Below are 15,397 nucleotides of genomic sequence, written 5' to 3'. Positions count from 1 at the left end.
TCGTGCAAGGGCCCGCGAGCCCGGCGTGATCCGAACGAGAGGCACCAGCCCTGGGAGCCGGTCCGGGACCGCCAGCCGAAACGGCGTTCTCCTGTCCAGCGGCGGAAGATCGCACCCCGGCAGGGGGCGGGGTCGCCCTGGTGCGTATCCGCGGGAATCCCATAGCGGGTCCGGTCCCGCCAGGCTCCGGCGGGACCGGACCTCCGACCGTCATCCTCCGGCCGCCAGCTCGCGGACGAACTCCGGACCGCCCTCCGGCAGCAGCCGTACGACGGTCTCCTCCAGGCGGGGCAGGACCCGCTGACCGGCCAGGGCCAGGGCGATCGCCGCGGCGACGCCGGCCCAGGCCACCGGACCGAGCGGGGTGCAGCCCAGGATCCGGCTGACGCCGGGGGTCTGGATCAGGGCGGCGAGGGCCAGGGCGGAGCCCAGGGACGTCACCCGGACCAGCGTGCTGCCCCGGCGGTCGAGGAGGGTCTGGGCGAGCTGGGTGCCGACCACGCCGCACAGGGCCATCGTGCTGGAGCGGCGGGCGGTGCCGGGTGTCCAGCGGCCGATCATCCATGCCGTGGCCGCGCCCAGACAGGTGGTCAGGGCACGGTGGCGGATCTGCCGGATCAGTCCCTCGCCCAGGACGGAGCCCGCCGCGTCCTCCGGCGTCGCCGACCGCGCCTGCTCGGGGTCCTCCTTCGGGGTCACCGCCACGGCCATCGCCGGGAACAGGTCCGTGAACAGGTTCACCATGAGCATCTGCCGCGTGGACAGCGGCGCGGTGCCCGACAGCAGCGTGCCGAACAGGCCGAAGCCGATCTCGCCCGCGTTGCCGCCGATCAGGATGGCGATGGCGTCGGCGACGCTGTGCCACAGGGCGCGGCCCTCGCCGATCGCGTCGATCAGGACCGTCAGGTCGTCGTCGGTCAGGACGATGTCGGCGGCGTTGCGCGCGGCCGCGGAACCGCGGGCGTTGATGCCCACGCCGATGTCGGCGGCGCGGATCGCCGCGGCGTCGTTGGCGCCGTCGCCGACCATGCCGACCACCCGGCCGGCGTCCCGCAGCGCCTCGACGACCTGGAGCTTCTGCTCGGGCGCCACCCGGGCGACCACTCCGGCGTCGCGCAGCATCCGGGCGCGGGCCGACCTGTCCGCGGCGGCGAGTTCGTCGCCGGTGACCACGGTGGTGTCCTTGGGCCAGCCCAGCTCGGTGGCGATCGCCCGGGCGGTCTGCGGATGGTCGCCGGTGAGCATGACCGGCCGTACACCCTCTTCGTACAGGCCCCTCACGAGCGCCATGGACGTGTCGCGCGGCACGTCCGACAGCGCCAGCAGCCCGATGAACTCCAGGCCCGAAAGCGTCCGTTCGAGTGCGTCCTCCTCGCTCTCGTGCTCGTCGAGCCGCCGCTGCGCGACCGCCAGCACCCGCAGCCCGTCGCCGGCCAGGGCGTGCGAGGTCTCGATGGCGTGGGCCGGGAGGGCGGGACAGGCGGGGAGCACCGTCTCGGGGGCGCCCTTGACGACCAGCAGGCGGGGTCCGTCCGCGACCCGGCCGACGGCGGCCGCGTATCCGCGGGCGGCCTCGAAGCCGAGGTCTTCCAGCTCGGCCCAGTCCGGGTCGGGACCGGCCGCGTCGAGGACGGCCTCGTCGGTGGCGTGCACCGGCCGGTCCGAGTCGCCGTTGAGACGCGGACAGGCCCGCGCCGCGGACCGCAGGGTGCGTGCGGAGGCCTCGTCGTCCACCACATGGACCTCGCCGTCGGCGTCGGACGCCCGCACCACGCGCAGCCGGTTCTCGGTGAGGGTGCCGGTCTTGTCGAAGCAGATGGTGTCCATCCGGCCCAGCGCCTCCAGCGCGCGCGGGGTGCGGACCAGGACGCCGTCGCGGCTGAGCCGCCGGGCCGCCGCCAGCTGCGCCACGGTGGCGACCAGGGGCAGGCCCTCCGGGACGGCGGCCACGGCGACTGCCACGCCGCCGCTGACCGCCTCGCGGACCGAGGTGCCGCGCAGCAGCGCGATACCGGTCAGCGCGGCTCCGCCCGCCAGCGTCAACGGCAGTGCCTTGCGGGTGAGTTCCTGGAGCCTGGCCTGCACGCCCGCGGACGGGGGCGTGCGGGCGGCGAGGTGCACGGCGCGCGCGGCCTCGGTGCTCTCGCCGGTGTCGACCACGACGGCCCGGCCCTGCCCGGCCACCACGGTCGTGCCCTCGAAGACCATGCAGCTGCGGTCCGCGACCGCGGCGTGCGGGGTCGGGTCGGTCTGCTTCTCCACCGGAAGGGACTCCCCGGTCAGCGCGGACTCGTCGACCTCCAGGCCGTCCTCCCACAGCAGCCGGGCGTCGGCGGGCACCACCTCGTCGCCCTTCAGCTCGATCACGTCGCCCGGCTTGAGCTTCCCGGCGTCGACCGTGATGGTGGCCCCGGACGGGGCCTGCGAGTCCGGGGGCGCGATGCGCGCCTTGCGCTTCTGCTCGGCGATCAGGCCGGACAGGGCGCGCTCGGCGCGCAGCCGCTGGAATCCGCCGACCAGGGCGTTCAGGTCGAGGGCGCCGACCACGAGGAGGGCGTCCACCACGGAGCCGAGGATCGCCGAGGCCGCCGAGCCGACGGCCAGGACCGGGGTGAGGGGGTCCCGCAGTTCGCCGCGCACGGCCTGCCCCAGCTCGTACGTCCAACGGACCGGGGCGAGGACCGGGTTCCGGACGATGCCGGCCACGGCCTTGCGGACCTGGGCGGCGGCCCACTCGAACGGCGTGAGCCGGCCCGCCGCTTCCTGGTCCAGCCGCTTTTGGGTCTCCTTCGCGTCGAGTTCGTGCCAGTGCACGCGGGGTCGCGGGTGCGGGGCGTGCGCCGCCGCCACGGCGAAGGCGGCGCGCGTCCCGGACAGCAGGGCGGCGGCCGCCGCGGCGTCGACCGGCGCGTGCCGCAACCCGGGCAGGATGGCACGGCGGCCGCCCCCGCGCTTGGACTCGCCGATGGCCACGAGCAGCCCGGACAGCGCGGCGCCGGACCGGGCCAGGGTCTGCGCCCGGTGGCCGGTCCTCCGGGCCGCCGGGACGGCCGTCAGCACCCGCCACACGTCGGGCAGTCCGTGCAGGGCGAGGATGTCCGCGCCCCAGACGACGGCGGCGTCGCCGTCCACGAGGGCGAGGGCGAGGTCGCTGCCGCGCAGTCCGGCCAGGACGTCGTGGTCCTCGGCGGAGCGCATCCGGGCGACCGTGAGTACCGTGCCCTCCTCGTCGCGCAGCCCGTACACCACGTCGTCCAGGGGCCGCCGGGCGTCCACGACCTGGTCGGCGAGGCCGGTGAGGTCCTCCAGGGCCGGATCGTCCACCAGGACCACCCGCAGTCCGGCCCGGCGTGCCGCGTCCAGGACCGGTTCGACCCACGGGTCCGCCTCCCCCTCCTCGGTGCGCAGCGCGCTCGAGTGCAGGACGACGGTGCCGGCCATCTCCAGTTGCCGCAGCCGCTCCGGGGCCCGGACCAGCACGCCGGTCGGGGCGAGCAGCGTGCCGAGCACGGCGTGGAAGACGGCGGGTCCGTAGCGCGCGGCCTTGGGCGAACCGGCGAGCACCGCCTCGGCCGCCTCGGCCCCGTTGCGCTTGACCAGCATGGTCAGCGCCGCGCCCGCCAGACTGCCGGCGGAGGCGTGGTTGGCGTACTCCTGGGCCGGTGTGATGCGCAGCGGCGGGCGCGGGGTGTCGTCCGCGGCGACGCTGACACGGCCGGGTGCGCACAGCTGGTCGTGGAACGCGTCGAAGGCCGCCGTGCGGGCCACCGTGTCGGCCAGTTGACCGGCGCGCAGCGCACCGTCCAGGACCAGCGAGGTGGGGGTCTGGCCGGTGCCGTGGGCGGCCGCGTTCGCGCAGGCGAGTAGGAGGTCCATACGGGACCTGCCCAGCCGGGCGCTCAGCGCGGCACGGAAGTGCGGGTTCTCCCGCAGCAGTGTCACCGCGGCGGTCACCATGCGCGGTGAGGGCGGCAGGCGCAACGCGTAGGAGGCCAGTGCGACGCCCACGCCCACCACGTCGGCGGCGAGCGTGGCCGCGGCCGCCCGCACCCCGGCCGGATCCCCCGGATGTGTGATGTCCTCCGGATCGTCGCCGTCCAGGACGAGTCCGTGCCGGGCCGCGAGGTCGGCCGCGTGGTCCACGACCTCATCGGCGGCCTCCTCCGCCGTCACGGCGACGACCAGCCGCCCCAGACCCTCGTCCCAGCACGCGAAGAGCACGTCGGGCCGTTCGGCGAGCGTCGTGGCGATGTGCCGCGCCAGATGTTGCTTCCCGCCCGCGCGCAGCACCTTCTCGGGGTCCAGGGAACGCAGCGACAGGTGCGCCCGGGTGCCGGACCGCCAGTGGCGGTCCGTGCCGGGCAGCGCGCTGCGGGCGACACGTACGACCCGCGCGGCGGCGTCCACGCCGCGTACGCCGGCCCGTGCCGTTCCGGCCACCGCTCCCGCGGCGGCCCCGACCGCGGGTGCGGCCCTCCGGGTGATCAGCCGGGCAGCGGCCGACGGGGCAGTCAGCAGTCCGAGCACCATGGCGCGTCCTCAGAGGGAGGTGCGGTCGGGCCGCGCCGTCGGGCCGAGGGGTCCGGCGGCCGCCGCCTGCCCCTTCGAGGACTTGCCTCGACCGGCCCCGGACGTCCTGGTCTTCGCCGGTTCGTCTGGCCCGGTGTCCGTGTCCGGGGCGGACGCCTGCTCCTTGGTGCCGGTACCGGCGCCCTGCGCGGTCTCCCGGGCGGCCGTGCCGCGCTTCTTCGAGGGCTTGCGTGCCGCGGTGGTGGCCGGTGGCAGCTCCGGTGCCTGTGTCTGTTCCTCGGCGGCGGGCCGTTCGGGGCGGGGCTGGGTGAGCCAGACCACGGCCGCGCCGGTGAGCGCCACCGGCCACTCCACCACTCCGGCGACACCGAGCACTCCGGCTCCGGTATACACCGCGAGCCGCCGCCCGCGCGGCGAGACCGCGCCGACCTTGTCCAGCGTCCCCTGCGCGGCCCGGCCCACCGCCTCGGCGCCGGGCACCTTCCGCAGCACCGAGGCCGCACCGTGCAGCGGCGCCGCAAGGGCAGACGACGACTTCCGCTCAGCCATGACTCTCCTCGCCTGGGGTGAGATCGACTCCTCGTGGCCACCGGGTGCCCACAACCGTGCTGGTCACCCCGTCTCTCCCAGAGAACGCCACGGGTCGCGTCCACGCCACCGGGCTCCGCCGTCCGCCACGTTCCGCGTCGCGGACGGAATTCCGGCCGGCACCCTGCCCGCAGCACCGGCGGGATGCCGGCCGGAGCCGGCCCGTCCCCGCGCCGGAACCAGCGGAACCGCTCGGGAACGGGGCACCCGGCACGACTCCCGCACCCCTGCGGCTGCGGGCGCACCAACCCGCCGCACACCCCACCGCAGGGCCGGCAGACATCCCGCCCGAAAGGCCGACGCCCGAGAGCCCAACGGCCGAGCCGCCCACCCCACACCGGCATCAGCGGGCCCCGGGAAGCGGCAAGGAGCCCGCCCTTACGGACGCAACCACCGCGCCGAACGCCCACCCGAAGGGCCGACAGGCGCCCGCCCCGAAGCCGACACCCGACACCCGACACCCGACACCCGACATCCGACAGCCGACAGCACAACGGCCGAGCCGCCCACGCGAAAGACAGCAAGCCCCGGGGAGCGGCAGGCACCCCACCCACACGGGCGCACCCGCCGCAACGAGCCCCACCCGAGAGGCCGACAGGCGCCCGCCCCGAAGCCGACACCCGACACCCGACACCCGACACCCGACACCCGACACCCGACAGCACAACGGCCGAGCCGCCCACGCGAAAGACAGCAAGCCCCGGGGAGCGGCAGGCACCCCACCCACACGGACGCACCCGCCGCAACGAGCCCCACCCGAGAGGCCGACAGGCGCCCGCCCCGAAGCCGACACCCGACACCCGACACCCGACACCCGACACCCGACACCCGACACCCGACAGCACAACGGCCGAGCCACCCACGCGAAAGACAGCAAGCCCCGGGGAGCGGCAGACACCCCACCCACACGGGCGCACCCGCCGCACCGAGCCCCCACCCGAAAGACCGACAGGCGCCCGCCCCCGAGGCGGGCGCCCGAGAGCCCGACGGCGGAGCCGTCCGTCCCCCGCGTCAGGAGTGGCGGAACAGTCCCGCGGGGACCGCCCCCGCGAGCAGCCCGTAGCCCTGCGGGTTGAGGTGCAGCCAGTCCCCGGCGTGGAGGTCGGGCCGCAGCCGGCTCGGCCGCGCGGGATCGCGCACCGCGCGGTCGAAGTCGATGAGCGCGTCGAAGTGCCCGCTCGCCCGGATCCAGGCGTTGACCGCCTGGCGGGACTTCTCCCGCAGGCCCGCCGGGTCGTCGTAGGGGTCGTTGCCGCCGAACGGCAGCAGGGTGGCGCCGTAGACGCGGATGCCCTGGGCGTGGGCGCGCACCTCGATCTGCTGGTAGGCGGCGATCAGGTCCTCGGTGACCCGGCGCTGGGCGGCCGGGGTGGCCTCGGCGGTGCCGATGTCGTTGACGCCTTCGAAGACGATCAGCCAGGCGACGCCGCTGCGCGCGAGGATGTCGCGGTCGAGGCGGGCGAGGACATTGGGGCCGAGACCGTCGTTCAGGACGCGGTTGCCCCCGGCGGCCTGGTTCAGGACGGCGAGGTCCGCGGTGGCGGGGCGGGAGCGGAGCCGGTCGTAGAGCTGGTCGGACCAGCGGTCGTTGGCGTTGGTGGTGGAGCCGCGCCCGTCGGTGAGCGAGTCGCCGAGGATCGCCACCGCCTCGGTCGAGGCCTTGGCCTCCACCTCGACGTCGCTGATCAGGTACCAGTGGTCGACCGGGGTCGCCCCGGTCAGGTCGGCGTCCCGGGTGTGGTCGCCGTGGACGAGGTACGACGTCGTACGCGAACCCGGGTGCGAGGTGAGGGCGAGGGAGGGCTGCCCCTCCGCGAGATAAGCCGTCACGGTGAGGTTGGACGCGGCGCGCAGGTCGAGGTCCAGCGGGTCGGAGACGACCTGGGCCCCGGTGGGCACGGTCGTCGACGCCCGCCCGGAGAACGTCACCTTCCGGGTCGTACGCGGCTCGACGGCGCTGACTCCGGCCGCGCCCTCGCGCGGCAGCGCCACCGTCACGGCGGTCAGGGACAGCGGGGTGTCACCGAAGGCGTTGGAGAAGCGCAGTCGGATGCGGTGGCCGCCAATGGAGACGCGCAGTGTCTGCCGCACGGTGGTGTCGACGAGGACGGCACGGTCGCCGGTGAACGGCGCCGGCGGCAGGTTGCCGGGTTCGGTGAGCTGCGGCATCGCCGTCCAGGTGTTCACCCAGTGCCGTGCGGCCGCGGCCGGCGGCCGGTCGGCGGCGGTCACCCGGTCCGACCCACGCACCAGGGCGGTGACGGCCGAGACGGTGACGACGAGGGCCAGCACCAGGACGCACACGCCGATCAGGTCGGCGCGCAGCGTTCTGGCGGGGCGGGTTCTTCCGGGCGGTGTCACTTGCGTCCTCCGTTGGATGTGCGGGGCTGCGATCGGACGGGTGCGGGCGGCGGCCCGAGGCGCGCGGGACTGCCCCCGGCGGGCCGCCGCTGCTGCATGGTGGCATGGACATGGCCATCATGGAAGCGCTCCCACACCCGGCGTCGGCACCCTTTCACCCTCCACCCGCGAGTGGCCGGATGTGACCTGCGCGAGGCGTTGACTAGAAAGCGCTTGCACTCTACGGTCCGTTCAACAGCGTGAACGGCAGGCGCTACTTCAGGCCCCTGAGTCACACTGCTCACGCAAGTCGTTCCACATGATGTTCGACATTCACGTATACGACCTCACCCGGTCTCGTATACACCCCCCACCCAGTCCTTCCGAAGGGACAGCATCCGCATGCGAACTCGCCTCTCACGTCCACACGCGCCCAGGTCGGCGCTGGCGGCGGCCGTCGCCGCGGCCGCGACCCTCGCGGTGCTCGCCCTGCCGCAGCAGGCCGGGGCCGCCGAGAGCTCACCGGTCGGTTTCGGCGCCGGCACGACCGGCGGCGGCAGCGCCTCGGCGGTGACCGTCTCGACGCTCAGCGACTTCAAGACGGCCGTGACCGGCAACACCGCCAAGGTGATCAAGGTGAGCGGCCTGATCCCACTGAGCGGCCAGGTCGACATCGGCTCCAACACCACGGTGCTGGGCGTCGGTTCGTCGTCCGGGTTCACCGGCGGCGGGCTGCGCCTGAAGAACGTCAGCAACGTCGTCGTGCGCAACCTCCAGATCAGCAAGGCCGTCGGGACGGACGCGATCACCGTCCAGGGCTCGACCAAGGTCTGGATCGACCACAACTCCCTGTCCTCCGACCGCGACCACGGCAAGGACTACTACGACGGCCTGCTCGACGTCTCGCACGCCTCCGACTACGTCACGGTGTCCTGGAACACCTTCAAGGACCACTACAAGGGCTCGCTGGTCGGCCACAGCGACAGCAACGCGAGCGAGGACACCGGGCATCTGCGGGTGACGTACCACCACAACTGGTTCAACAACGTCAACTCCCGCATCCCGAGCCTGCGTTTCGGCACGGGGCACTTCTACGACAACTACGTCGTGGGCGCCGAGGCCGCCGTGCACTCGCGCATGGGCGCCCAGATGCTGGTCGAGAACAACGTCTTCCGCAGCTCGTCGGTCGCCGTCACCACCAACCGGGACAGCAAGCAGGACGGTTACGCCAACCTGCGGGGCAACGACCTCGGCGGCGCCGCGACCGAGGTGTCGCAGACCGGCACCTTCACCAGCCCTCCGTACAGCTACACGGCAGAGGCCGCCTCCGGTGTGGCCTCCTCGGTGACCGCGGGCGCGGGCACCGGGAAGATCTGACCGCCGCCCGGCCATCACCCGACCGCACGGAAGGAACAAGGACATGACGTCCGCAGCACGACCGCACCTGCGACGGCGCGCACTGACCGGGGGCCTGGCCGCGCTCGGCCTCTCGGTTGCCATGCTCATGACCGAAGGCGCTCCTTCGGCGAGCGCCGCCACCTGGCCCACCGCCAACGGCAGTCAGGCGGTTTCCGCCACCATCTCGGTGTCCGGCACCAAGGACTACGGGATGACGCGCCTGTACGGCAGCGGGGCCCTGGGCACCGGCGGCCAGGAGGAGAACCAGAAGCCGATCCTGGAACTGGCCGCCGGCGCCGTCCTGAAGAACGTCATCATCGGCTCCCCCGCCGCCGACGGCATCCACTGCCTGGGCAGCTGCACGCTCCAGAACGTCTGGTGGGAGGACGTCGGCGAGGACGCCGCGACGTTCCTCGGCTCCTCGTCCTCCAACGTCTACACCGTCTCCGGCGGCGGCGCGAAGGAGGCCAGCGACAAGGTCTTCCAGTTCAACGGCGCCGGCACGCTGAACGTGTCGAACTTCGCGGTGCAGAACTTCGGCACCTTCGTCCGCTCGTGCGGCAACTGCAAGACGCAGTACAAGCGGACCATCAACCTCAACACGATCGAGGCCACCTACAAGGGGGGCCGGATCGCCGGCATCAACACCAACTACGGGGACAGCGTCTCCCTGAAGAAGATCACCATCGTCGGGGACTCCGGCAAGAAGATCATCCCCTGCCAGAAGTACACCGGGAACAACACGGGCGCCGAGCCGTCCAAGGGCGGCACGGACGCCGACGGCACGTACTGCAAGTACACGGCGTCCGACATCACGTACAAGTGATGCCGGCGCGGTGAGAGCGCGGTCGCGCGCGGCGCGCCCGAGGGCGCCGCGCGCGACCGCCGTACGCTCACCCCCTCGCACGTCCGAGCATCTCCTCGGTCAGCTCCCGCCGGCATTCGGTGTACGCGGTGCGCAACGCCGGGCCCGGCCAGTGCGCGGGCAGCAGGGGCTCGGGCAGCACGGGATCGGCCAGCAGGTGCCGTACGACGGCCGCGAGGGCGGTGAAGCGGTCGGCGGGCCGGTCCGTGCGCGCGACAAGACCGAGCAGCGTGCGGGCGGTCGCCGCCCAGTCGTCGACCGGCCACAGGCGCGCGGCCAGGCCGGCGGCGGGCTCCTCGGGCCGGGCGGTGAAACGCCGGACCACCGGAGACAGTCCGTCAGGCCAGGGTCGGCGCAGGTTGGCGGGGCGCAGCCAGACGCCCTCGCGGAGTTCGGCGAGCCGGAGAGCCGTCAACCGGGCGCGCAGCTCGGCGCGTTCGGCCGGCTCGCGGCCGGTCGCCGTCACGACGGCCATCTCCCACTCCCCGTCCCAGGGGCACGTCTCGGGGTGCACGGCCGCGTCCTGGCGCCGCTGGCGCTCCAGCAGCCGGTCGCTGAGGCCGTGGACGGTGTCGGAGCGTCGCAGGTCTCCGGCCGCCACCATCCGGCTCAGGGCCGCGCGCAGGGTGGACCCGCCGATCCCGAAGGGTTCGACCGCCCTCACGAGGTCCTTGACCGGCAGTTCGGGCGGGTGCGTGCCCAGCAGCAGGCTCAGGACGACCGACCGCGCGGACAGCGGGCGCAACCCGGCCACGGCGGGCTCCTGGGAGGCGTTCATGGTCACGTACTGTACGGACACCCGGCGTGTTGCACTATTGCTGCGACCGCAGCCAGAGTGCAACATGGGTGTCATGGCCTCGACACTCGCGCACGAGCAGCAGGAACGACAGGCACAGCGGGCACGGCAGGTGCGGCAGGCACCGGCGGTGCGGCCGGACGGAGAGGCGCAGCTCGAACCGCCGCCCCGTCCGCACGGGCAGGACACCACGCACGCCGTCACCAACCAGGCCCCTCCCCTGGCGCCCTACGACGCGTCCGACGACGCGGCGCTGCTGGAGGGGTTGCGCCGTGAGGGCGCGGGCTGGGCCGAGGAGGACGTACGGCGGCTCGGGGCGCTGGCCGGGAGCGTTCAGGCGCAGGAGTGGGCCGACCAGGCCAACCGGCACGAGCCCGAACTGCGCACCCACGACCGCTACGGCAACCGGATCGACGAGGTCGACTTCCACCCCGCCTGGCACCACCTGATGAGGACGGCGGTCACCGAAGGCCTGGCCGGCGCCCCCTGGGCGGACGAGCGGCCCGGCGCGCACGTGGCCCGCAGCGCCGGCGGCCTGGTGTGGGGGCACACGGACGCCGGACACGGCTGCCCGACGTCCATGACGTACGCCGCCGTACCCGCCCTGCGCGCCCAGCCGGAACTGGCCGCTGTCTACGAACCGCTGCTGGCCGCCCGGGTGTACGAGCCCGGGCTGCGGGTGCCGGCCGAGAAGCAGGGCCTGCTGGCGGGTATGGGGATGACCGAGAAGCAGGGCGGCTCGGACGTACGGACGAACACCACGACGGCCACGCCGACCGCGGAGCCCGGGGTGTACACCCTGCGCGGGCACAAGTGGTTCACCTCGGCGCCCATGTGCGACGTCTTCCTGGTGCTGGCCCAGGCTCCGGGCGGGCTGTCGTGCTTCCTGGTGCCGCGCGTCCTGCCCGACGGCAGCCGCAACACCTTCCGCATCCAGCGGCTCAAGGACAAGCTGGGCAACCGGTCGAACGCCTCCTCCGAGCCGGAGTTCGACGGGACGGTGGCCTGGCTGGTCGGGCCCGAGGGCCGGGGCGTCAAGACGATCATCGAGATGGTCACCTGCACGCGCCTGGACTGCGTGATGATGTCGGCGGCGCTCATGCGCAAGACACTCGTCGAGGCGGGCCACCACGTGCGGCACCGCGGCGCCTTCGGCGCGCTGCTCATCGACCAGCCGCTGATGCGGAACGTGCTGGCCGACCTGGCCCTGGAGTCCGAGGCCGCGACGACGCTCACGCTGCGGCTGGCCGGTGCGGCCGACCGGACGGTGCGCGCGGGCGGCGGGGGTGACGAGGCCGCGTTCCGGAGGATCGCGACCGCGGTCGGCAAGTTCTGGGTCACCAAGCGGGGGCCCGCCTTCACGGCGGAGGCCCTGGAGTGCCTGGGCGGCAACGGCTACGTCGAGGAGTCCGGCATGCCCCGGCACTACCGGGAGGCGCCGCTGCTGTCGATCTGGGAGGGCTCGGGGAACGTCAACGCCCTGGACGTCCTGCGGGCACTCGGCCGGGAGCCCGGCGCGACGGAGGCGCTGTTCGCCGAACTCGCCCTGGCCCGGGGCGCCGACGCCCGCCTGGACGCGGCCGTGACCCGGCTCGAGGCGGGTCTGGGCGAGGCCTCTCCGGCCGGCGCCCGCCGTCTGGTCGAGCTCATGGCCCTGACCTTGCAGGCCTCCCTGCTCGTGCGGCACGCCCCGTCCGCCGTCGCCGACGCCTTCTGCGCGACCCGGCTGGGCGGCGACTGGGGTCACTCCTTCGGCACCCTGCCGGACAGCGCAGACGTCGACGCCATTCTGGAACGGTCACTTCCGGGTTAGGCGCCGTGCCGGGCGTCTGCAGGCACCGGCACGCCAGCCGCGGGGCCGGTCACCAGGTCTTGCGGCTCCACAGCGGGCCGAAGCGGGCCCACTCGGTGTCCCACTGGTCCAGGCGACGGCGTTCCAGGCAGGCGCGCAGGGCACGGCCGGTGACGAGGGGGACGGCGGCGGCGCCCACTCCCACCAGGCCGCCGGACATCAAGGCCCGGGCGCGGGCCTGGGCGGGCGTGGCCGGTCCGGTCACCAGCCGGCCCCGGGAGTCGGTCCACACTGTGACCGCGGTGCCGACGGCGCTGCCGGGCCACACCCGGGCCCAGCCGGTGCGCGCGGTGCCGTCCGGGGTGGTCCAGCGCACCTTCCCCCACACCCGGAGGGTGGTGCCGGGAGTCCCGCCGGTCCCGGCGGACGAACCGGGCACCTGCTCGGTGACCCGCGCGACCGTGGACGTCCGCGCGAGGGGTTCGAGGGCCATGGCCTGCTCCGCGCCCCTGGCAGCCGTCCATCCGGCGAGCACCCCGGCGACAACCGCGAGCACCCAGGCGCCGAGCACGACCCAGGCCTCCACCATGTCGGCGCGGCGTTTGAGCGGATTGCGGCGCCACCGCCACAGCCACACCTTCGGACCACGGAACGCCATCGACGGCATCCTCCTCATGAGCGCACGGACCTGCCGGACCGCCCTCCCATACGGCGGAGGGCTCCCCGATGCTCACGCCGGGTTCCCCGCCCCGGCCCTGCCATGGGTGCCGCGACCCGGCCGTCCCCGGCTCCCACGGCGGGGGCGATCGGGTGCCGTCTCCCAGCCATGCCGCTGTGACCTGCGACGACGCCGATACGGAGAGGACTGTCAGTGGTGGGGTGCACACTGGCCGGTGTCCAGGACAAAGACGTCCGGACGAAGACCTCGCGGAGGTGATCGGCATGACCGAGGTACTGCTCGCCGTGGGCACGCGCAAGGGCTTGTTCATCGGGCGGCGGCGGGACGGCGTCTGGGAGTTCGACGACAGTCCCCACTTCAACGCCCAGGCCGTGTACTCGGTCGCCATCGACGTCCGCGGCTCCGTACCGCGGCTGCTGGCCGGCGGGGACAGCGCGCACTGGGGCCCCTCGGTGTTCCACTCCGACGACCTGGGCCGCACCTGGACCGAGCCGGCCCGCCCCGCCGTGAAGTTCCCCAAGGACACCGGCGCCTCGCTGGAGCGGGTGTGGCAACTGCACCCGGCCGCCGCCGAGCCCGACGTGGTCTACGCGGGCACGGAACCGGCCGCGCTGTACCGCTCGGAGGACCGCGGCGAGAGCTTCGACCTGGTCCGCCCGCTGTGGGAGCACCCCACCCGGTCGAAGTGGGTGCCGGGCGGCGGCGGTGAGGGCCTGCACACCGTGGTGACGGACCGGCGCGATCCGCGGGCGGTCACGGTCGCCGTGTCCACCGCCGGGGTGTTCCGCACGGCCGACGGCGGAGTGAGCTGGACCCCGGCCAACTGCGGGGTGTCCGCAGTGTTCCTGCCGGATCCGAACCCGGAGTTCGGCCAGTGCGTGCACAAGGTCGCGCAGGACGCGGAGAACCTCGACCGGCTGTACCTGCAGAACCACTGGGGCGTGTACCGCAGCGACGACGGGGGTGCGCACTGGACGGACATCGGTGAGGGCCTGCCGTCGACGTTCGGCTTCGCCGCGGCCGCCCATCCGCACCGCGGCGACACCGCGTACGTCTTCCCGATCAACGCGGACGCGGACCGGGTGCCCGCGGGCCACCGCTGCCGTGTGTTCCGCACCGAGGACGCGGGCCGGAGCTGGGAGCCGCTCGCGGCGGGCCTGCCCTCGGAGGACCATTACGGCACGGTGCTGCGGGACGCGTTGTGCACGGACGACGCGGACCCGGCCGGCGTCTACTTCGGCAATCGCAACGGGGAGGTGTACGCGTCGGCGGACGACGGCGACACCTGGCGGCAACTGGCCTCGCACCTGCCCGACGTGCTCTGCGTGCGCGCGGCGGTCATCGGTTGAGAGGAGCTCCTACTCCTTCAGGCCCACCGCCGCGACGGCGTGGCCCTGATCGCGGGTGATGTCCGCCGTACCGGGGTCCGGGCGCCAGTCGGCGGACCTGACCAGACCGGGCTCGACCAGACGCAGCCCCCGCAGCAGGCCTCCGATGTGCTCCGGCGAGCGCAGGTGGTACGAGTTGGCGGACTGCGCGTTGTAGGCCGTGATGGCCGAGTTGAGCCTGTCGCTGGTGTCCGTGCCGTCGCTGAAGGCCACGTAACTGCCGCGCGGCAGCGCGTCGATCAGCTCGGCCACGATCCGCTCGGGCTGCTCCTCGTCCGGGAGCTGCCCGATGATGCCGAGCAGGATCAGGCCGATGGGCCGGTCGAAGTCCAGCGTCTGGGCCGCCTGGGCGAGGATCTTCCGCGGATCGCGCACATCGGCGTCGAGGTAGGCGCACTCGCCCTCGGGCGTGCCGCGCAGCAACGCGTCGGCGTGGACGAGGACGATGGGGTCGTTGTCGACGTAGACGATCTTGCTGTCGGGTGCGATGCTCTGGGCGACCTCGTGCGTGTTGTTCGCGGTGGGCAGCCCGGTGCCGATGTCGAGGAACTGGCGGATCCCGGCCTCGCCCGCCAGGTACCGCACCGCCCGCGCCAGGAAGCTCCGTTGCTGACGTGCGATCGCCGCGATCCCGGGGAACATCCGCAGGATCACGTCGCCGGTCTCGCTATCCGCCGGGTAGTGGTCCTTGCCGCCGAGCAGGTAGTTCCACACTCGGGCAGAGTGGGGTCGATCCGTCTGCAGTGTGCTTTCCCAGTCGCTTCGATCAGCCATGGGGAGAGCATCGCACACGGGACCGCCGGCATGATCAACTTCTGTGCCGGCGGCCGTCGTTGTCAGCAGGCCCGGCCCGCGGCCGCGAACTGGCCTTCCCGGCCGGACCGTTGACCACGGCCGGGCTCCTCACACGTCGCGGGCGGTCAGGACCTAGTGCCGCATCAGGCAACGTTCGCCCTGTTGACGACCTTGCGGAGGCGTTCGTCGGCAGCGTGCTTGTTTCGCCAGATGATGTAGCGGCGGA

The 15,397-nt window shown here is 73.7% G+C and carries 10 protein-coding genes and 1 pseudogene; 4 read left to right on the top strand and 7 right to left on the bottom strand.

The features are described 5' to 3' along the window. Window positions 1-210: 210 nt before the first annotated feature. From ACWC91_RS28685 to ACWC91_RS28675, 3 genes are all read right to left on the bottom strand, one after another. The gene (locus ACWC91_RS28685) at window positions 211-4,530 is read right to left on the bottom strand and encodes an HAD-IC family P-type ATPase (protein WP_450643080.1); all 4,320 of its coding nucleotides are present in this window, start codon (window positions 4,528-4,530) and stop codon (window positions 211-213) included. Between the two features lie 9 nt (window positions 4,531-4,539). Further along, entirely contained in the window at window positions 4,540-5,079 is a 540-nt protein-coding gene (locus ACWC91_RS28680) for a hypothetical protein (RefSeq protein WP_225078488.1), read from the bottom strand. A gap of 1,050 nt (window positions 5,080-6,129) precedes the next feature. Further along, complete coding sequence (locus ACWC91_RS28675) at window positions 6,130-7,431, bottom strand: SGNH/GDSL hydrolase family protein (protein ID WP_450643084.1); 1,302 nt, start codon at window positions 7,429-7,431, stop codon at window positions 6,130-6,132. A 429-nt stretch (window positions 7,432-7,860) separates the two neighbouring features. Here ACWC91_RS28675 and ACWC91_RS28670 point away from each other — a divergent pair, with 429 nt between their 5' ends. Together ACWC91_RS28670 and ACWC91_RS28665 are read left to right on the top strand one after the other, a co-directional pair. Further along, window positions 7,861-8,835: a pectate lyase family protein gene (locus tag ACWC91_RS28670; protein ID WP_450643081.1), complete on the top strand. Its 975-nt coding sequence runs from the start codon at window positions 7,861-7,863 to the stop codon at window positions 8,833-8,835. Window positions 8,836-8,878: 43 nt separating this feature from the next. Continuing rightward, complete coding sequence (locus ACWC91_RS28665; RefSeq protein WP_450643083.1) at window positions 8,879-9,682, top strand: pectate lyase; 804 nt, start codon at window positions 8,879-8,881, stop codon at window positions 9,680-9,682. A gap of 67 nt (window positions 9,683-9,749) precedes the next feature. Here ACWC91_RS28665 and ACWC91_RS28660 read toward each other — a convergent pair whose 3' ends face one another. After that, on the bottom strand, window positions 9,750-10,499 hold the full coding sequence (locus ACWC91_RS28660) for a PaaX family transcriptional regulator C-terminal domain-containing protein (protein ID WP_225078484.1): 750 nt from the start codon (window positions 10,497-10,499) through the stop codon (window positions 9,750-9,752). 73 nt (window positions 10,500-10,572) lie between these two features. On the opposite strand from ACWC91_RS28660, the gene ACWC91_RS28655 reads away from it, so the two are divergent. Continuing rightward, the gene (locus ACWC91_RS28655; protein ID WP_450644814.1) at window positions 10,573-12,330 is read left to right on the top strand and encodes an acyl-CoA dehydrogenase family protein; all 1,758 of its coding nucleotides are present in this window, start codon (window positions 10,573-10,575) and stop codon (window positions 12,328-12,330) included. A 49-nt stretch (window positions 12,331-12,379) separates the two neighbouring features. Here ACWC91_RS28655 and ACWC91_RS28650 read toward each other — a convergent pair whose 3' ends face one another. Next, window positions 12,380-12,967 (bottom strand): Rv1733c family protein, encoded by a 588-nt coding sequence (locus ACWC91_RS28650; protein ID WP_450644812.1) that lies wholly within the window; start codon window positions 12,965-12,967, stop codon window positions 12,380-12,382. Window positions 12,968-13,251: 284 nt separating this feature from the next. Here ACWC91_RS28650 and ACWC91_RS28645 point away from each other — a divergent pair, with 284 nt between their 5' ends. Then, window positions 13,252-14,337, top strand: coding sequence for a WD40/YVTN/BNR-like repeat-containing protein (locus ACWC91_RS28645; protein WP_450644810.1), 1,086 nt, complete (start codon window positions 13,252-13,254; stop codon window positions 14,335-14,337). Between the two features lie 9 nt (window positions 14,338-14,346). Here the strand turns inward: ACWC91_RS28645 and ACWC91_RS28640 are convergent, their stop codons facing one another. Together ACWC91_RS28640 and ACWC91_RS28635 are read right to left on the bottom strand one after the other, a co-directional pair. Continuing rightward, window positions 14,347-15,150 (bottom strand): SAM-dependent methyltransferase, encoded by an 804-nt coding sequence (locus ACWC91_RS28640; RefSeq protein WP_225078480.1) that lies wholly within the window; start codon window positions 15,148-15,150, stop codon window positions 14,347-14,349. A 164-nt stretch (window positions 15,151-15,314) separates the two neighbouring features. Beyond that, a pseudogene (locus ACWC91_RS28635) lies at window positions 15,315-15,397 on the bottom strand (transposase); the annotation flags it as partial.

It is taken from the genome of Streptomyces sp. NPDC001204 (genome assembly GCF_053598035.1).
This window is presented reverse-complemented; position numbering and strand designations above follow the sequence as displayed.

Coding starts and splice junctions, on each gene's coding strand:
- ACWC91_RS28685 (WP_450643080.1), bottom strand. CDS start 4,530: ATGGTGCTCGGACTGCTGACTGCCCCGTCGGCCGCTGCCCGGCTGATC.
- ACWC91_RS28680 (WP_225078488.1), bottom strand. CDS start 5,079: ATGGCTGAGCGGAAGTCGTCGTCTGCCCTTGCGGCGCCGCTGCACGGT.
- ACWC91_RS28670 (WP_450643081.1), top strand. CDS start 7,861: ATGCGAACTCGCCTCTCACGTCCACACGCGCCCAGGTCGGCGCTGGCG.
- ACWC91_RS28665 (WP_450643083.1), top strand. CDS start 8,879: ATGACGTCCGCAGCACGACCGCACCTGCGACGGCGCGCACTGACCGGG.
- ACWC91_RS28660 (WP_225078484.1), bottom strand. CDS start 10,499: ATGAACGCCTCCCAGGAGCCCGCCGTGGCCGGGTTGCGCCCGCTGTCC.
- ACWC91_RS28655 (WP_450644814.1), top strand. CDS start 10,573: ATGGCCTCGACACTCGCGCACGAGCAGCAGGAACGACAGGCACAGCGG.
- ACWC91_RS28650 (WP_450644812.1), bottom strand. CDS start 12,967: ATGGCGTTCCGTGGTCCGAAGGTGTGGCTGTGGCGGTGGCGCCGCAAT.
- ACWC91_RS28645 (WP_450644810.1), top strand. CDS start 13,252: ATGACCGAGGTACTGCTCGCCGTGGGCACGCGCAAGGGCTTGTTCATC.
- ACWC91_RS28640 (WP_225078480.1), bottom strand. CDS start 15,150: ATGGCTGATCGAAGCGACTGGGAAAGCACACTGCAGACGGATCGACCC.